Raw genomic sequence first — 19671 nt, forward strand, 5'->3', positions numbered from 1 at the left:
TATCTGGGGTAGCAGAAAGCATCAAATTTGGAGAGGAGAAAAATGCGCGGTCCCGAGATTGATAAAGCCGAGCTTATCGAAGGTTTATGGCACGTAGACGGGCAATGCGAAACTGATCTTTATTCAGAAGAGATGAAAGAAGAGTTTGAATCAAGAGGGATGGGCTATCCCCTTGATCAATGGATTCAAAACGAGTTCCGGACGCGTTCGTGCTGCCCGCACTGCTCGACGCCTCTTGCGAAGGTACGACACGAATTGCCAGGGCCGACGTCGGACGATGACGGGCTTTCCGAGCTTTGGCTATGCCCACGCTGCGGTTTTTGGCAGTGGCACGCTCTGCAGGATCACGGTGACATCTGGTCCGGGGCGGCCACATCCATTACTCGATCATTTGACCCAAAGCTGCCTGCGCCATGTACCTCCGAACTCGCACAATATCTCATTCGTGATCCAGATCGATGGCACGATCTTCACCCAACATCTTTGGAAAAGCTAGTTGCCGACATTTTCAGGGCGAACTACGCCCATGCCGACGTGATCCATGTGGGGGGGCCAGGAGATTTGGGGGTCGATGTCGTCTTCATTGAGGCGGCAGGTCGGGAATGGCTTATTCAGGTCAAACGCAGAAGAAAAGGCGCATCGGAAGGTTTTGAAACATTGCAGAAACTTCTAGGAACTCTTTTACTGAAGGGCGGCCGACATGGGATAATTGCCACAACCGCCGATCACTTCACCCACGCTGTCCATAAGCAAATAGGCCGTGCCGCAGAGGTGGGCGTCACGATCGATCTCGTCGATAAAGGAAAATTGGCTCGGATGATCGATCCGCTTGTCGAAGAGAACCCGTGGCGGAAACAGTTCACGCGACTGTTCCCAATTTCGAGGCTCAAACCGGACCAGCAGCGAGATCTTGAGAGAGTCTTGATCGAGAAATTGCCACCACCTCAGCAACTCAGGTTGTTCTAGCGACTATTCTGCCGATTGCCCCAACATATAAGCAGTCTGTCACTCGTCCGATCACGAGGTTCGGTGTGAAAACCTTCGAGGAAGCAACACTATTTTCAGCTCCAGTTGAGCCGATCGAGGACTGCCCGTAGTATGCTAGCCGTTCCTTTACCCGGCGCCCAGATCGGCTCTTTACCGACCAACGCATCCTTCACGCAGTAGAAGGCTTGATGGCTACTGCTCTTCCAGGCGAAGACGAACAGGTCTGCAGTCTTGGCGAGATTCGTCAGTTGAGTCGTCGCGACCAGGTCCGAATTCACGACCACTTTGCAGCCGGGAAACAGCTTTTCAAGCGCGGTTTTCGCCCGACTGCCCGCCGCTTCGGCCAGCGTGTAGATGCCGATTGTCTTGCCCTCAAGGTTGGGCAGAGCAGCGACGGCAACGTCGTCTACGTCCTGCTCGCGCTTGAGGGCGTTGACAGCCTCGGGCCCGACGCCATAGTCTTTCGCCAGCGTGTCGACCGAAACTAGATCTGCCGGCGCCAGTCGATGGGCAAAACCGGCGGCTTGGCCAAGCACGTGCAGAAAAAGCCTCAGCCGGGCGTCGCGGGCCTGATCCGACGGGCTGGGAAGGATCGCGAGCGACTCAGCGACGTCGAGGCTCCACGGCAGATATGCGTAGGAGCCAATCCTCTTCTGCACATCTTCGAGATCATCCATCAGCGACACGTACTCGGATGACGACAATCCCTGCTCGATTAGCAGTGTCGTCAACTGTGCGAGTAGGTCGAGGTCCGATCGTGATAGCGTATCGCTCACCGCGATCAGCAGGAACAGCAACGACGCGATCGGCTTTGCTGCCGGAGACGCCTTCACGTCGTCGGGGAAGAAACTTGCGAAGATCTGGGGAACGGCAGCGCGAGCGACCGCGCTGGCCTCGCCGTCGAGGCCGCCGATGATATCGGCGAACTGCTGGGCGAGTGGACTGCTTTCTCTTATCTCTGACGCATTCCAGTTGGTCGGAGCGGATTGCACGTCGCGTTCGGCGACGACGAGATTTCGCCCCGCCTGCAACTGCTCCGCCCACCGCAACCAGGGGCTGATCGCGACTGCGGGCGTCAGGTCGGCTCCCGCGGCCGCTGCATCGTCAATCTGCGACTGCCTCAGGCTCTCGATTTTCGCGGCGATGGCGGGCGCCAAAGAATCGAGGAGCGCCGGATCGTAGCCTTCAAGTAGCGCAAGGAGACGATCCTGAGCCTCGCCGGTCCCAATCGTTCCCACGCAGGACACCAACCTGCTGATGGTCTTCCTGCTCGGCGGCAGCCGCAGGTAAAATTCGAAAGCGCGATCGACCTGCCCGTCGTCAAAAGCTTCGTCCGCCTCGTCCAACGTCGTGGCAGATGGGGACTTGGGCTCTGCTACAGGAGACGGTTCGAACACAGCGGTGTCCGTTCGTGCAGGCAACAGCGCGAGGAGCGAAGCGACGATCGCCGGGTCCGGGGTCGGTTGCATCTGCTCGAACAGCGCGAACGCCTTGACCACGCGTGGTGCACGAATGCCCCGACGCGACGCAAACAGTTTGGGATACGGTGTTGCGACGTGAACGGTGAAGGCTTCGCGCAGCGCGGCCGGATCGCCTCTCGCCTCCGCCTCGTCGACATAGGTGCGGTAGAGCGCCTCAATCAGGTCTGCGAGAATCTGCGGCGGAAGGGCAAGATCCGCGAGCGTCTTGATGAGCCAGTGATCGCGCGCGATCTGCGGCCAGAGCCCGAGGCCAGCGCTCAGCCGCACGTCGAGATATTTGAGGTTCTCCTCGCTGAGACGTCCGGTCTGCTTTAACTCGGCGATCATTGCCTCAGCCTGCGTCTCGTCGCCGGCCAGAAGCGCGCGCTCGAAGTCGCCACGGATCGCTCCGACCGGGCGGATCTGCGCGCGCGTCACTCGCGGCTTTCGCCCGAGTAGCGCGGCAAAATCACCTAACCGACCGGCGATCGTCCGCATTGCTGCGGCATCGGGTCCGGTGAGGCGATACACAGTCCCACCAAAGCGGCTGCGAAGCGCGGCCGCCATCGGATCGGGGGCATCGCTTGGCACTCGGTCGAGGCGGCTCAGCCATGTCGGCCCAAGCCACGCTTTGAGCTCGTCCCCGAGCTCAAATCCGCCGGCGGCTCCTTGCGTAGTGGCATACCAGCCCGTCACCTCTCCACCGCGCACGAACGGAAGAACCAGCGGCGCGTTGGCCCTCTCGGCGCCGAGAAGGGCGAGCCATCGCCGAACTTGATCCGCTTGTTCCGCAGGCGCGGCGCCGCTGAGAAGCGATCTCCAACTCAACTCGTTCGGAGATACGAAGAAACCCTCCAGCCATTCATGCTCACTCGCGGGCAGATGTTCGATCATGCGGCCTTGCCCACGTATGATTCAAAATTGATCCGTGCTTCGGCGAGCGTCTTCGGCATGGTGTCGTAGACAACCATCTCGTCGTTCAATTCGAGGCCGTTGTAGGTGAGGTTCATCGACCCGGTGAGCAGGCCTCGTTTGAGCAGCACGCCCTTAATGTGAAGATGCTGTCGCCGGACGACGCACAACTTTTCGGTGAGGCCGGCCTCGTCGGCTGCGGTCGCGAGCGCATCGATGAGCGGATCGTTGTGATCGTCTAAGCTCGTTGCAATGCCGAGCGCCGTGCCGCGCGCCATGACGTCGGTCAGAACCTCGACCAATCTGATCTCGCGGCTACCCCACTCTGGATTTATCGAGCCGAAACCGCCTGCGCGGTTGTCGAATAACACCACGTTGCTGATCCAGGGGCTGACCAGCCATGCGCGCTCTCCGCCCGGCGCAAGGAGCTCGCCGAGGAACATCATTTGCAGGAGTTCACGAATGAGATTCTGGCTGGTCACCGCGCTCTTGAAGATCCGTCGTGTCTGAAAACTCATTGCAGCGCCTCCGCGACATCGAGATCGACATGGAAGTCACCCTCCATCCGCCGCACCGCCTGGACGCGGGCAAAGACCGACAGATAGGCGGACTGCACCGGATTGGTCGCCAGAAAGCTCAGAGCGTCCGCCAGCAGCCGTGAAGCCGTCATTGGGCAGACCAACGTCGCGGCGCCGACATCGGCGAGACGATCAAGGCAAAGATCCTGCCAGCCGTCAGCCTCGAGATTGATGAGCGCAGCATCCTCTGCCAGATAGGTCCGCAACAGCAGCGGATCAGGCAGCGGCAGATCGGCAAATGGCGAATAGGGCCGGAGGCCCGATTGCCGAATTTGCACGCCGCGCGGCCAGAGCAATCCGTAGATCACGCCGAATCGCCACTGATCCGGGTTGACCGTCGGCGGATCGATGCCGGCCAGGGCAAGTGCCGCATCAATGTCGTCGGAGCGCGCTAGCCGGTAGGCGAGCACGCGGGCATCCAGTTCGATGCCGAGCCGCGCCTCCTCGGCGTCCCACAACCGTACTGCGTCGAGGAAGAAGGCATCGCTGTCGCCACTGGAGCCGGGCCGGAGGATGCGGTTGGCGAGCGCGACAACGAACGCGTGAAAGGTGACGAATCCTTCCTCCGCGAGCGCGTGACGCAATGCGGTGAAACTCGCATGGCTTTCCTCCGCGCCCGAGGCATGCCGGAACGCACGCGTCGCGGTCAGCAACGGATCGTCGCTGTCGCCCTCCACAACCGATGCGAGGAAGCGAACGAGTTGATAATCGCTGAGGGAGAAGTCATTGTCGCGTAGCGCCGCCGTCATCAGGCTGAAAAACCGCCGCGGGTCCTCGACGTATTGACGCTGCGCCTCTTCGATCTGCCCATTACCGCCCGGCGTCATCTCGCTAATCCAGATCTCGCCATGGGGCGTGCCGGCGAGCACGTCATCCTCTTCCCGAACCCCGGCCGTCACATCGAGGACCAGACTGTCGCCGTCGATTTGCGGACCTAGGCTGGTAATGGCGCTGAGCGCAGCCGCCCCAACGGTCGAAGCGTATCGCTCGCGCAGCCATGGCTCCCAGCCCGCGTTGATCGGCGTCCATAGGATCTCAGCCAATTCAAACAGGCTGGCCACCACTTGCCGGTCGGCGAGGTAGCCGGCCAGATCCTGGCGCAGCTTGTCCTGCTGGTTATCTTGCGCATTGGCATCATCAACGATCGCAGACTGAAACAGGAGTTTGAGCGTCTGGTCGAGGCCGAGTTCGGCGTTCCCGACCGCCAACCGTGCAGCCGCTTCCCTCAACGAGATCCCACGCGCAATCGCTTCATTGCTGAGGGCTGCGAGCATAAGATGCGCCAACCACTCACGCGCGAACGGGTTTTCTACCCGCTCGCCAAGCGGCCCGTGCAATGCCTGATGGTGGAAGCGCGCCGTGCGCATCGCCCGATATCGCGGGTCCGACTCCGTTCCGAGGTTCAGCCACAAGGCCTCGGGGAACCGCAGGCGCATGCACATGGCATCGACAGCAAGACTGAACCCTAGGGCGACCGCCTCACCATCAAATTCGAAGTGGAAGTCCTTGGGGAGTGATACGCCGTCGCGAAAGCGAATGCCCGCGTGGCTTCCAAGTGCCATCCGGCGGACCTCGATCGGGCTCAGTCCTTCGTGTGAGTAGAACCGCACGTCTTCGATCAGCGGTGTCCAGGGACTACCGCGCGGCGGATCGAGCACTAAACCCTGATCACGCGCGACAAGCTGACTGCGCCAGCGAAGTCGGGCGTTGGACGTATCGACGACATTACCGGGCGGTGGCTGGACTTCGAGAACGCGCGGCCGATAGACGGGGACCAGCCGAACCGAACCGGCGACATTGATGCGCCAATCGCCGAGGCGGTCGAGACGGGCGAGCGGCTCGAGCGGCACGGCCTGCTCGCGGTTCTGGTCGAGGGCCGGGCATAACCAATGACGCTCGAATGCATGGCTGATGCCGTATCGCCTCGACACGCGGCCGGGGGCGAACTCGCGCAGGGCCTGCGTGATCGGCATCGCAACCCGCTCGGGCGTTGCGCTGCCGGGTTGCGGCAGGACGATATCGACTTCGGGAAGGTTGAGGTCGCTGAACAGGTTGGCCGGCGCGAATTCGGGTAGAGGCGAGTTGAAGACCTGATGATCCTCGCCCGCCTGGCCCCAGGCGCGCCAGTTGCTTTCGAGCCTGCGAAGGGCTGTCGGCAGGACCTGCGTCATCAGCGGCCGGGGGTGATCCCAGAGCAATGGCGTGACCGCGCTTTCATCGACCTTCAGCGCCGAGGCGAGATAGGACGCATAGCGGTCGAGTTCGGCGGGAACGGTGAGGATGCGGCGAATCAGGCCGGCGAGCGCTGTCTGTCGAGCCCGCTGGTAATTGTTGTGGGAACTGCTCGACAGGTCCAGCCACACGCTTCCCTGCCGGGAGGAACCCACTATCTGGCTTAAATAGTCGAGCGTCGCATAGACCGCCTGAATACGCATCACATAGCGATTAGCGATCGGCAGCGTGCGCAGCCGCAACTCGGGATCGAACAGGAGGTCATAGCCTTGGTAGGCTAGACGGTCCCGGCCATAGTCGGACAGCACCGCGACGGTCCAAGGGCGCATTTGGCGCGATCGGCCAGCGCGCCCTTTGCGCTGGAGAAATTGCGCAACGTCGCGCGGTGCCTTGTGCTGGATGACCGCACCGACGCGCGGATCGTTGAATCCAACTTCGAGCGAAGCGGTCGCGACAATGATGTCGAGATTGTTACCGACGCCCGGATCCATCGACATCACGCGCCCGATCGCCTTGCGATCCTGCGGTTGGAGAGTGTGGCCGATCTCAACGACCGCCTCCCAATCCTGCCCATGCAGCTTGCGGTGCTGGGCCGGCAACGGACGGCGCAACGAAGCCAGGCCGCCGTCCGGCTTGTTCACCAGGTCGGGTGTGCCGTTGCTGCGGCGGCCCTCGGCGTCGAGCATAGCGAAATACATGCGGTTGGTAACATCGATGTCATCTGTGAACAGGAACACACGTTCGCCGATGATGCCCCGGCTCTTGCGTTCATCCGGCGCGTCGAGAAGCCGGGAGAGGAGCATCCCCGTCTGGATGGTCGTCGACAGCAGTGCGGTGCGCGACACGGGATCGCCCCGCAGAGCGAGCAGATACTCGGCGCCTTCCGCGATCATGTCACTGTTGGAAGGGGCGATCTCGGCCGATGCCTGTTCGTGCAGGCCGGTCAATTGCGCGAAGAAGCGCGCACCATCCTTGAGCGTCGCGGACAAGCCCACAAAGCTGACGTGGCGCCGGAGGAGTCGCCGCCAGCGACGCAAGAGGAAGGCGACTTGAGCACCAGAACTGCCGGCATAGGTATGGACCTCGTCCAGCAGCATCATCTCCACCGGTCGCTGCGCACGCTCTCCGATTCCGAACAGATGCCGGAAACGGTCGTCCCCAATGCGCTGGTTGAGCATCTCCGTGGTGGTGAACAGGATGTCGGGCGCCTCCCTCCGCAACCGGTCACGGGTGAGAATGATCTCGTCGCTCTCGATGGCGGCGGAACATTCGAGGCATTCGAGCCGCTCGCGCCCCGTGCGCCGGTCCGCGTCACGCCACGCCATGTCACCGTCACAGCCCGAAGAGGGACAACGGAGATACTCGCAGACGAGACCGGCTGAGGTTTGCCGCCAGCCGCTGCGCGCCTCGTGGGCTTTTTCCGCCGACCCAGGCGTTGGACCGAAGAACGTGCCGATCAGTATCTTCCTGCGCCCGCGCGCCGCGAGCAAGGCATCGAGACGGCGCGCCTGGCCATAGACCTCGGCGAACTGATCCTTCAGAAGTTCGTTGCGCGGATAAAGGGCGAGGACCTTCACCCACCGCTCGCCGACGGCATCACGCTGAATATGCGAGGCGATGCGCGACAGCGCGGGCAGATAGAAGGCCAAGGTCTTGCCGCTACCGGTCCCGGCGCTGACCAGCGTGGCTGTCGATTGCGAGCCCTCAAAGCTCCCAAGGATCCGCGCTGCTGCCGCGACCTGAAAGCCTGCAAGCGCAAATCTTGGGCCATGGCTATCGACGAGCGCCGACAGGGCAGCGCGCGCGGCATGATCGGGCGTTACTGGCGCAATCCGAGCGAGCGCATTCGCCGCGTCGATTTCGCGCCGCGGATACCGGCGCCGTCGCCAAATGAAGCGGAAGTCGGCAACGAGGGTCGGCGCGGTCTGCCAGCCGGTGGGTCCGCGATGTTGCGGGAAAAGTTGGCGCAGCCGGAACAGGAGACGCACGCCTTCCGCCATTCGCGACCGATATCGCGAGCCCGATACCTCACCGATGTCGAACAGGAGGCCACGATCAATCAGCGCGACGATGACGTGACCTGCATCCGCGAACGAAACCCCGGCGCCCAGTCTCGGATCGTCGAGCAGTGCATCGAAAATGCCGTGCAATTCGCCAGCCGAGAGGTGACCATCGACCAGACCCCATGTCAGGAGCCGGGCTTCACGTTGCTCGATGTCATCGAGCGCGGCAAGCAGTAGGGCTTCATCGGCTTCCATCTGCACTCCGCGGCACGATATGGTAATTGTCGAAGGCATCATTCTCGTTGAGCCATTTGAGGACTGCTTCGGTCAGCAGGTCGAGCTTCGCTCCCCCGCTCTGGATGGCCTCGAGGAAGCGCTTCACGTCGGCCGGAACGTCGAAGTCGAATTCCTTTGCCGTCTCGGTCAGCCGTGCCGCCAGTGCCTTCACGCGTTCGATCGCTGACTGGTCCGCCGGGAGCTTGTCGAATTCGGCCCGGAACGTCTGGTGGAGCTGTTCATAGGTCTTGAACGCGGCATTGTTCGCCGGCGTGAAGGCAATGCGGCCTTTCACCAATGCTGGCGTCTCGCCGGTAAACACGGTTTGCCGATATCCCTTCCAGGCACCCACGACGGATGCGGAGACGTCCGTGGAGGCCGTCTTCATCTCCTTGAGAAGATTGGCCCAACCATTGCCCTTCTTGAGGGCGGATGCCTTTTGCTCTGCAGTAAAGCGATTGAGAAGTGTCGCGGCCCGTTTGCGTGCCGTCTCGAGCGAGGGCGGTTCGAGCGTTTCGATTCCCGAACCGAGCAGCAGCGCACGCTGGTCGAGGGCGCGGCTGAGTTCGGCCGCAGGCGACGCGAGGTCTGAGCGCAGGTCCTCGAGCAGTCCTGTTTCTGCGACATTCGCACCAAGCAGGTCGAGCGCAACCAGCCGTTCGCGAAGCGCCTTGGAGCGAGCAGGAAGCGAGGTGCTCATTCGGCGGCCTCCGCTGCCACGTGCGACGTTCCAGTCGCGCCTTCGAGCAGGCTAGTGATCTCCGCCGCAACCGAGTTGGGATCCGATTGGCCCCGAACCGCCTCCTGCTGAGTGACGCGCGGCTCAGCTTGCGACACGATCTGGTTGGCGAGGGCCAGGAACGACATGGTCCGCTGGATCAATCCGAGATCGAGCGACCCTAGCGCGTTGAGCAACTTGGGGATTTGCTCACGGTCCGCTTCCTCGACGATCATCGCCGTCTTTTCCACCAAGTCGACGAAGCGGCTGGTCTGGAACTCCGTTAGGCGAATTTCGAACTCGCTGCGATTGATCGTGACATTGTCGGGCCAGCAGTTGGTCTTCTGCAGCAGCGGGATGATCTGGCGCAAATCGGCAACGAATGCGCCTTTGTCGAAGTTTTCGTCGACATAATCAGCGATCTCGGTGCGAAAGGCACGAAGCTTGGCTATGACCGACTGCAGCTTTCCCCAGATGCGCGCATCGGTCATGGTCGGGATAAAGGTCCGCGCCTCGTCCGGCAATCCGTCCGGAAGCGGCCCGGTCAGCGAATCCCCGGCAAGCACGTCGAGGAGCCGGGGGCTGTCGACCGCGAAGGGCTTACTTCCGGTGCCCTGGAAGCTGGCGCTGCGATCGAGCAGTAGCTGCTGCAGGATCGTGCGCGTGCTCCGGCCGTTGACCGACCCCGTTGCCTGGGCGCGAAGCTGATCCCAGCCTTCTTCAAACGCTTGCGTCTCCACCGGCGGCGTCGGCGAGAAGAGCCCGCGCAGAAGCGGTTCGGCGCCTGCCGGCCGAACCGGCGGGGATAGGCCGACGATGCGCGATTGATTGAGCAGAGCTCGGCCGATGACCGCGGTCTGCGCATTTGCTTCCGCAACGAGCATCGGGACCAACTGCGCGACCAGACGATCGATGATCGCAGCGCTCGCGACATAGTCAATGTCTGCCTCGGGATAATCCCAGCGATGACCTTTGAAGCCGAACCGCAGTACACCAAGAAAGCCTTCGCGCAGCGTCCCATCCTGGTCGTCATGGGTATCGCAAACCACAAGGATGCGACCGCCGACCGGATTGTTGCGCGCCCCGGCGATAGAGAGCCACGTGGCCTTGATCTCCTGATCCGGAATGCGAAGTGCCGGCCAATTGACCGCGCCCTTCAGCATCGCCACCAAAGCGCTTCGAAGCTCACGCGCGTCAGCCTGAACCAGCTCGATACCAGACGCCCAAGCATCCAGCTTTTTCGACCAGGCCGTGACACGCGGATCCTGCTCGGCTCGCGCTGGCGGTGAAGGAGGAGGCGTGGATGGCGGAGTCTCTCCGGGGACCGGGCCTGTCGGCGAGGTTGGCGAAGTGGATATCGGCACGAACACCACGTTGGCGAGATCAGCCGGCGTCGGTAGCGAGAAGGTGGAGAAGATCGCCGGCGGCACATGGGCAAGCTCGGCCTGATCCGCCGCATTGCCAGCCCATACCGCCAGCGCCGAACCCAAGCGCCGCTTGACTTGCTCGGGTTGGCTTACCTGCCGGACCAGCCCGGCGAGATAGGCGTTCGGGCGCAGCCCGTGGAATTCAGGCGGCGGGAAACTCCCGCTGACGAACGTGCCTCGCATCAGCAGCGGTCGGCGAAGTATCTCGTTGATCACCCGGCGCGGATTGAAGACGAGCCGATTTGCCTCCGTTAGATGCTGGAGGACGAGTTGCTCGATCGCTAGACGGTTGAACGGAAACAACGCATGTCCGCGCGCAGAGAAGCCGAAGGCGGTCAGCGCCTCGGTTTCCTCGTCGCTCTGCTCCTCGTCCTGCCAGGCCGGCAACCAGCCGGTGAGCCCCTCGTCGGCACTGCGACGGTCAAAGCGTTTGCGCAGACCGTCTTCACCCCAGCGGGCCGCATTCAGATAGGAGCCGACCATCTCGATCACGGCGCGCTTGATCTCGTCGTCGCCCTGCTCGCGGTGGCCGATCACCCAGACGCGTTGCGCGCGTGTCAGGATCGTGTCGCGCGAGGCGAGATAACCGTCGGTCAGCGCGAGCGCCGTGCGCATGGTGGCGCGGACCTTCTTGCCGTCATGGGTGCCTTCCTGGACGCAGACTTTGAGCAGCACATCCTGAATGCCCGATAGCGCAGCGAAATCCTCGACAAGCAGGACAAGGTCCATGTCGTCCTTGAGCAGGATCTCACGGATTCCCAGGATGATGTCTTGCAAGGTGATGCCTCCGGTGCTCTGCTCAAGCTGGAAGACATTCCCGATTGCGGTGTCGACGATCGTGTTGAGAAGGTCCGCCGCGGCCTGGCGGCGGCGCACGTCCTGGACGGCGAGCTGTGTCTGATAATAGGTCTTTACCGTCAGTGCCGCCTCGTTGAGATCGATCGCATCGGGAAGAAGCAGGTCTTCGGCGAAGAATTGCGATTGGGTTTCGTCTCCCTCCGCACCGTCCTCCCGGCCCCGCAGAGCACGCGCGACGACTCGGGCAAGGACGGCCTCGTCGAAATGGTCCTTGAGCGCGGCGTCCCCAAACAGCTTCGGCAGCATTTGGGCATGACCAATCAGCGGTCTCAACTCCACCGCCCGGTCCCTATGTTCACGCGCCTCGAGCAGCAGCGCCTCCGCCCGGCTTGCCAGCGCATTCTCGATCTGCGCACGGAAAAGTACCACGGCCTTGCGCTTGTCGATCTCCGCAAACGCACGCGCGAGTTCCGATCGCGATCTCTCGAAGCGAGGGTCGCCATCCAACGGCTCGAGGATGAGTTCGACAACGCGTCGGAGACTTGCACTCTTGGGAATACGGATGATGTGGAGGCGATCGCGTTTGGGCGAGCGCCGGAGTTGCGCGTCGAGCCAGCGGATGATGTGCGACTTGCCGACGCCGGAAGGCCCGGTGATCGGAAACAGCAGATATCCGCCCGGCACGTCGTCGGAAAGAAAAGCATCGAGCAGGTCCTGCTCGATTGCCGTAGCCTCGATATTCGTACCCGCGTTGCGCGTCGTGAGCGGAGTCGGCTGATGAACCGCCAGCAGGACTGATACGTCCGCGGTCTCAGCTTCGTTCTTGATGCAGACGTTGACCTCTTCGGCCCCCGGCCAATATCTCTCGAGCATCAAAGCGCCTTTCCTGATTGCGCCAGGGCTACATGCGAAACGTCCCGCCAAGTGCGCGCATTACTGCCGGTGAGAGATACGACGCCCTCGGTATCACTTCGGCTTGAGAGCGTAATGAACCCCTCATGACCGAGTCGCTGGATCGCCCGCGACATGGACGAGGAGACGAGGCCGGCACGGAGCCTGGGCCAGGCGCTCTCCTTCAGCGCGCCCTCGACCTGGACCCGATAGGCGCCCCCGTCGAGAACCGGCAGCACCGCGGCAGCCCGCTCGACAAAAGCAGGAGCGGACAATTCTCGGTTCGAACCGAAGATCTCGGGAAGCGCCTCGCGCAGCGCCTGCGTTGGATCGACGACCCACTGCATGCCGTCCTGGGCGAACCCCAGATAGAGCATCCAGGTTTTGAGGCCGTTCCAGCGCGTATTGTTCTGGACGATCTTCTGCGCGCCGCTGTCGAACAGCTGCCGCCCCTCTAGTTCAGCCAAACGGTCCGAATTGACGTCAAGCGTATAAACGTCCTGGGCGAGCATCCAAGCCACGCCGCGCGACAGGTCCGCGCTCTTGGCTCCCTCGCTCTCCCAAAAACGCGCGTTGTTTGCCGACTGCAACGCCACTGTGCGCGCCACTTTCGGAAGGCAGCCTTCCGCTCCGTCAGCGTTCTTGCCGAGCACAGAACGGTATGGCTCGGCGATGATAACGGACCCGTTTTCCTCGCCGAACAGGCCAAGTTCCGTCCAGCGGTTTAATGTTCGCGTCAACTGGCTGGAATCGCACGCGTCGGCGGCGCCGCCACATGCAAGGATTAGCTCTTCGCGGTTCTTTGGCCCAAAGCGAACGAGCGCGCGAACCAGCACGATCAGCACATTGAAAAGCCCGTCGCTTGCTTGATTGAGGAGACTCACAGACGCGCTCCGAGGTTGAATTGATCGACCGCTAGCACATTGGTACCGGTGTCGCCAATGCGGCGCGCGAAGTTCCATGGGTCCGGCGTCGAGGCCGATGCTATGATGACATGCAGCGGTCGCTTCATGATGAATAGATCTTTCGGCAACGTCGTGCCAATTGTGTCCGTCCAGAGCGTTACACGGGGAAGCTCGTAGGACGAGGGACGGAGCATTTCTTCTTCGAGCGTCTGCAGCAATAGCACATGATCCTCGCTCTGCTTGTGCAGGACTGACAGCGCCGGATTGCGCTGGCGAAATGACGCGAAGGTCGCGATCTCGCGCACGCCGAACATCGCGACGAAATCGCGCAGCAGGCCGACGAGCGCAGCATCGTCGAGCGGGTCCTCGACGGGCAGGATGATCGGCTCGTTCAAGTCGAGATGCGGGAAACGACTTGAAAAGAGGCTGAGGTCGAACTGGCCAACCTGCTCGATGCCATAGGCGGGTGGCGCTGGATAGTTGGTGTTAGCCTTCCCCTCGCGGCGATGAGTCGGGCATCCCCCGCATGCACGTGATACAATGACTGAGCGCCCCGGGGCGTTACTGCGATAAAGACGATCCAGCAGCAGCGATACCTCGGTCGAACCGCTCAGCAGCTTCTCGAGGAGGGCGCGATTCTCGGTTGCTGCATAGAACGAGCGCTGCCGCTCTTGACCGATCAGCGCTTCGAAGCGTTCGCGGCTGAGGTGGCCGAACTCCGACATGCCCACGACGGTGCGCAGAAAATATTCGGACCAATGCTCATCGCTGCGGAGCTCAAAGGCGGATTCGCTCTCATCCTCCTGCTGCGCGATGCGAGAAGGCGGCTGCGATTCCAGTTCCAGCATGCCGGCGCGAGCCATCATGATCAACGTGCGCATGTTCCACGAATGGTTATAGTCTGACTGCCTCCGCAGGCGCGGGGGAACGGCCGCCAGGTCCACCTCGAGCAATTGCCCGATTGTATCGAGTTGCGCGCTTTGACTATACATGGTCGACCACCGCTCGAACGCGAGATCGCCGCTGATCAAGGAAGGCGAGGCGATCCGGTTGGCCGTCTCCTGGTCCTCGCGCGAGTAGATCAGGAACGACGCCGAGGGACAGCCATCGCGTCCGCCGCGTCCCACTTCCTGGTAGAAGCGATCGAGCGTCTCGGGCACGGCGGCATGAATGACCGTGCGCACGTCGCGCTTGTCTATGCCGACCCCAAAGGCCGAAGTGGCGACGATCCCATCGAGCCGGCTCTCAGACCACCGGTCGATGATGCGCTGACGGTCGGCATGCGGCGTCTCGCCGTGAAAGCAATCGATACGCGCGTAACCTTCGCTCCGCAGCAGCCGGATCCATCGTTTGGCATCACTGCGCTTCGTCACATAGAGGATGAATGGGCGCGGGGCGTGCCGCAGAAGTTCGAGAACCTTACGGTCCTTGTCTTCGGGATCGTCCTCGCGGTGCACCCAATATTGTGGCTCTGGCCGAAGATGGACCGAGGCGACCATCTGGACCGTGCGCGCGGGCCCGAACAGCGCGTCGATTGTTTCCACCGTGTCAGGCGTCAGAGTCGCGGACATGAGAAGCGTCCTGAACCGCCGGCCCTCGGGGCATGCGTCCAGCAGGCCCCGGCGCACGCCCGCCAGCATTTGAAAGGCGGGGCGAAAGCCATCACCCCATTGGCTCACCAGATGGGCCTCGTCGACGATAAGATACGAGATCAGTCCGGCGCTCGCCGCATCGTAAAGCGAGGGCAGCAGCGCGCCCGTCACCGCCTCGGGCGAACAATAGAGAATGCCTTGGCGACCCACGCGGATGGCGGACTTGATCGCGGCGCGCTCCTCCGTGCGGAGGCCGGCATGCCATGCAAGCGCGGGCACTTCGCGGCGTGGGTAGCGGTGTTTGAGCATCTGCCGCATCTGCCGCGCCTGATCGAACACCAGTGCGGTCGTCGGCACAACACAGAGCGATAGGCCGCCTTCGAGGCCCCGCGAGAGGACGGGGGCCTGGGCAACGAAGCTCTTGCCCGACCCGGTCGGCAGCGCCACCACCAAGGTCTCTCCCGCCGGCAGCAGAAAGGCGCTGCGCACCGCTTCGCGCTGTCCCGGGGACACATAGGTGTCGAAACCGCTTGCCTCGCCAAGAAACGGATCGATCGGCCGCTGCCAGTCGAGCCGGACATTTCGCTCGGCGAAGACATCCTCGAAGACCGGGTTGTCGCTGTCTTCGATCCAGGCCGCACGCCATGGCCGGGCCTCGATCAGGAAATGTCCGCTCGATTCACTATGGGCACGGATGCCAAAGTTCGCCCAATCAGTTCGACTTGGCCAACCCGCTCCAGAAGGAATGCGCAACTGGGCCTGCTGACCCGCACGCAACGCCTGCCGGCGCAGAACATGCCGAAAGAGCGCCATCGCGTCCTGCGGACTGTTCAGTCGCCCCGTTGCCTGCGATGCTAGGAGGACCTGGGTTAGCCTTTCGAAAATACCATCGGTGACCGACTGGGTGCCGACCTTGGCGAGGTCTAGCAGGGCGTCTTGCAAGCTTCCGAAATCATGCACGGCCATCAGATACCGCCCGAAATCTGATCGGTCGCCGATCGGCTCGCCGAGATGAATACTGCGCCAATCGTATCGAGCCGCACACGAGGGACATTGATGCCGACTCGCAGTTCTGCGGCGAGTTGCTCCTCGAACATCAGCTCGGCACTTTCTCCTTCGGCGGTCGCCGTACGTACCCGTACCCGCAATTGCCCGAGGCGCCCTTGATCGACGCGGGCTGCCCGCTGCTCTGCTTGACCAAGGCTTGCGATCAATTCGGGATCAGCACGAAGCGCGTCCTCTGCCACCGATCTAGCCTTTCCGCAAAGCTCTCTCCAATAGGCGAGTTCCGGGAGTTGCAACTGCAGCAGACGCTGCCATCTTCTTGAGTTCAGGTTGAGATCGAGGGCCCCGCTACGGTCAGGCTTGACGCTATACGGGCGCCCTAAGCGCGCCAACAGCGCCCCATCGTCCACGAGATTCAACTCACGATCGAGCCAAATCGAGCGGTAAAATGGGGCGAGCGCCATGTCGCCTCGTCGGCGAACGGCCGCGCGGGCGGCGCTCGTGTCACGATGATATGTAGCCAGCACGCTCATCGCCGGGGCGATTTCCGCCTCTAAGAGGAAATCGAAGCGAAAATAGAACTCGGCAACCGGGTCGCCGATATGATCGGGCACAAAGCGCCACATAGTGAAGGATCGACCGCGATCGTCGGCTTCCGTGAGCACGGTCAGTCCGCTGATCAGGGGATCACCGTAGCGCAAAAGACCAACGCCATTGGCGCGCGCGGCATGACTGAGCGCAGTTCGTCTGCGGAATGTGTACGGAATCGTTCTGACCGTCCGCCCACCCCTCGACCCGAGCACCAGATCGAGTGCGTCCGCGCACTGCGTCATGAACGCCGGAAGGGAGATCAGGGTTTGCGGATTGGAGGTCGAATAGACGTAACGAAATGGTGCTGCCGCACCGGTGCCGGCGAGCAGGCGCGCCTCGTCGGCGCGGCCGAATTGGAGAGTCTGGTCGAGCCAGGCTGCCGTATCGCTTGCGATCGACTGCCAATCCTCGTCGACTTCCGAAATCTCATCTATCATATCGGTCGGAGGCGCTCCCAGCGCATCAAGCGCATCCTGTTGATCCATCGATTTGATCTCGCGTTCAATTGAACCCTGGTCGCCTGCGCCGCTCGCTGTCAGATCGGTAATTGCCTCGGCGCCATCCGTGAAAAGTGCGCGCGCGATCTCGCGCAAGGTCTGCTCGATCAAATATTGAAGGCTCGCAACCGAGCGGTCGAATACCCTTAGGGCGGTGTCGAGATAGCCTATCCAAGCCACTTCCAAGGGATCGTCCTCGCAAGCCAGCACGAGCGAACGCACTGCCTCGCCGGATCCATAGCGATCCACCCGTCCGAGCCGCTGCTCGATCCGGTTCGGGTTGAGCGGCAGGTCATAATGGACAACCACCTTCTTTCCGCCCTGGAGGTTGAGGCCCTCCTCGGCTCGTCGGTCGCAGACGAGCACAGGATGATCGGCCGCCCCTGCAAATGCTACCCACGAATCGTCCTCTGGATCGTGCCGATCGACCGTGATCTCCAGCGCGCCTCGGATGAGGCGCGCAAGGGCGTCGGCGGTTTTCGGATCTGAACAGAAAACGACGCACTGGGCGCGACTACGCACCAGCGGAGCGAGCACCTCAAGCAGTGCCTGTGACCGGTCTTCAAACAAGCCGGCGCGCTCGAGAGAACGGTTGATCGCCGTAAAGCGTTCGTGATCGCCGATCATCGCGGTTTGACCGGCGAGGAATCCGTTTTTCCCTTGGCCAGCAATCGGATATTGCGAAGCGCGATCAAGCATCTGCCAGAAGGTACTTACACGGTCGCTCCAGAGGCTTTCGGAGCCTGCTGCGTCGAGTCTGACGGCCTCATCGAACCGCCAGTCATCCAAAGCGGCTGTCAATGCTGCGCGATCGACGCTCGGGTATCGGATGATCTCGGCGCCAGAACGGTCAGGGGTTAGTCCCCCGATGCTTCGCCGGCGGTGGCGCAGGATACGCCGATGCAACCTGTAAACTTCGCTGAGATGGGCACGTAGCCGTCCGATCGCCACGATGAGTGCAGGATCCTCGGGATCGGGCATCGTCTCGAGGACGCTACATAAGTCGTCCGCATGCTCTTGCAGCAATTCGTCATGAGGAAATAGGGTGGCCAACTGCTCGATGGTATAGTCCAGGTATAGCGCGTTTTCGGGTGTCAGACCGGCAACGATCTCCGCCAGCGCTTGCCGGTTTTCGACCTTTCGCCGAAACGACTCCTCGCCGTCGAGTTGGTAAATAGCGGGGTCGAGCAGGTGTAGCATCTCAAGAAAGCCGCGCTCATTGTGAAGCGCTGGCGTGGCAGACAACAACAGGACACGGTCGATTGATGGCGACGCTGCAGCAACATCGGCGTAAATTCGGTCACCGATGCCCGTCTTTTGCCCAGTCAGATGATGCGCTTCGTCGATCACTAGCATCGTAGCGCTAGGCAGAAGCGCGCGTATGCTGTCGTAATCGTCCAGTGCAACAATATGAAGGCTGCGGTCTAGGCAGGGCCCGAGGAAGAATTTGTTCGCTAGCTCCCTTCGCCATTGATCGACTAGCGCTGCAGGCACAATCACAAGAACGCTGCATTTCTGCTGTGTATCGATAATGCATTGCCGGATAAGTACGCCGGCCTCGATCGTTTTGCCCAGCCCGACCTCGTCCGCGAGCAAATAACGCTGAACGGGGTCCTGGAGGATGCGCCGCACTACCTCGACTTGATGCGCTTCGAGTTCGATCGCGGACGGAAGCAAAGCCGACATTCCCATCGATGCTGCGCGTTGTCGCGTCTGCGAACGCACGAACGCACTGCGACCATCGGAAAATCGCGGGCTTTCATTGATCCGGTTAGCGAGGAACGGGGTCGGGTCGTCAATCGGGTGTGCCCAGCGTACGAAAATCGTATCGATCTTTAGGTGCTTTGTTTTGCTGTTCGGGAACTGGACAAGTTGACTGTCGCCGTGGTCGTCGAGGAGCCGGCCTATCTCCCATGCGACCGCCGCATCGTTGTAATGATAAATTCGGGTCTGCTCAGCGAGTGTTACCCGCTCGATTTGCTGAGCTTCAATGTGGTGGATAACCGGTTCGGCCGTAGGCGATTCGAAATATTCGACAGAGCAGAGTGACCCTTTTCGGGCGATCAACTTGCCGATACCCAGCGATGCGCACTGCCCCCCGTTCGCCTGGACGAACACTTTCAACCCTCACGTTTATTACACCATCACATTCATATGCCATAAAGGTTCATGATGTACTGCCAATGAAGTAAGCTTGAGGCATCGAAGCGCGACGACGTCCTTACAAAGTCGACAGACCGCCATAAAAGAGGTATCCTCGGGAAAGTACCACAGCGCCCTCAACAAGCGATTGGCGACCCATGTCGCGGCGGGCCTGGACGATTATGGCGCGGAACCCGACGCCCAGGATTTTGCAAAACAGCTTCCCGCGAAGGAACGTGCGGAGCGGCGCGCGCAACGACCTGTCTCATCTCTCGCCTATGGGCTGCCTAGCATAAATCAGTGCTACAGTTCGCATTTTCCTTCATAAGGGTGCGCCTGCCCCTTGATCTTTTCGCCGTTGCCGACACGGTCATTTTCATATTTCAGAACGTTAACCGACCCTTTTGCGATGGTGGTCACAGGATCATCAAAGGCATATTCCTTGTCGTCTTCGCCAATCAGTCGCCAGGTACCAGAACATTTATAGCCCTGATTTGCTTTCTCCGTGTTTGTGCACATAACCCGGGCCGAATAAAATCCGCCGGTGGCCGGAACCAGCTTTCCATCACAACCTACTTCCGCCGCAGCAGGTGAGGCACAGAACGCGATCATAGCCGCGGAAATCAAAATTGAGCGCATATTTTCCTCCACATTTGC

10 protein-coding genes are annotated in these 19671 nt (G+C 61.5%); 1 reads left to right on the plus strand and 9 read right to left on the minus strand.

Going from position 1 to position 19671, the window contains the following annotated elements; translation table 11 throughout:
* The first annotated feature begins 42 nt into the window (after positions 1-42).
* The gene (locus tag V6582_RS20720) at positions 43-966 is read left to right on the plus strand and encodes a restriction endonuclease (RefSeq protein ID WP_156634446.1); all 924 of its coding nucleotides are present in this window, start codon (positions 43-45) and stop codon (positions 964-966) included.
* Between the two features lie 95 nt (positions 967-1061).
* Here V6582_RS20720 and dpdD read toward each other — a convergent pair whose 3' ends face one another.
* From dpdD to V6582_RS20765, 9 genes are all read right to left on the minus strand, one after another.
* Positions 1062-3341, minus strand: coding sequence for a protein DpdD (dpdD, locus tag V6582_RS20725; protein ID WP_156634445.1), 2280 nt, complete (start codon positions 3339-3341; stop codon positions 1062-1064).
* Entirely contained in the window at positions 3338-3877 is a 540-nt protein-coding gene (dpdK, locus tag V6582_RS20730) for a phospholipase D-like domain-containing protein DpdK (RefSeq protein WP_130829175.1), read from the minus strand. The genes dpdD and dpdK overlap by 4 nt, the downstream gene beginning before the upstream one ends.
* The gene (gene dpdJ / locus V6582_RS20735) at positions 3874-8427 is read right to left on the minus strand and encodes a protein DpdJ (RefSeq protein ID WP_197434490.1); all 4554 of its coding nucleotides are present in this window, start codon (positions 8425-8427) and stop codon (positions 3874-3876) included. Before dpdJ ends, dpdK begins: the two co-directional genes overlap by 4 nt.
* Positions 8414-9148, minus strand: coding sequence for a hypothetical protein (locus tag V6582_RS20740; RefSeq protein WP_156634443.1), 735 nt, complete (start codon positions 9146-9148; stop codon positions 8414-8416). Before V6582_RS20740 ends, dpdJ begins: the two co-directional genes overlap by 14 nt.
* Positions 9145-12264 carry a protein DpdH gene (gene dpdH / locus V6582_RS20745; RefSeq protein ID WP_156634442.1) on the minus strand — a complete coding sequence of 1040 codons (3120 nt, stop codon included), beginning with the start codon at positions 12262-12264 and terminating at the stop codon, positions 9145-9147. The genes V6582_RS20740 and dpdH overlap by 4 nt, the downstream gene beginning before the upstream one ends.
* On the minus strand, positions 12264-13166 hold the full coding sequence (gene dpdG, locus V6582_RS20750; RefSeq protein ID WP_156634441.1) for a protein DpdG: 903 nt from the start codon (positions 13164-13166) through the stop codon (positions 12264-12266). Before dpdG ends, dpdH begins: the two co-directional genes overlap by 1 nt.
* Entirely contained in the window at positions 13163-15745 is a 2583-nt protein-coding gene (gene dpdF, locus V6582_RS20755) for a protein DpdF (protein WP_156634440.1), read from the minus strand. Before dpdF ends, dpdG begins: the two co-directional genes overlap by 4 nt.
* Positions 15745-18990, minus strand: coding sequence for a protein DpdE (gene dpdE, locus V6582_RS20760; RefSeq protein WP_337739382.1), 3246 nt, complete (start codon positions 18988-18990; stop codon positions 15745-15747). The genes dpdF and dpdE overlap by 1 nt, the downstream gene beginning before the upstream one ends.
* Before the next feature lie 327 nt (positions 18991-19317).
* Entirely contained in the window at positions 19318-19653 is a 336-nt protein-coding gene (locus V6582_RS20765; protein WP_156634438.1) for a hypothetical protein, read from the minus strand.
* Positions 19654-19671: the final 18 nt, after the last annotated feature.

The sequence above is a fragment of the Agrobacterium vitis genome, from assembly GCF_037039395.1.
Classification (GTDB): domain Bacteria; phylum Pseudomonadota; class Alphaproteobacteria; order Rhizobiales; family Rhizobiaceae; genus Allorhizobium; species Allorhizobium vitis_E.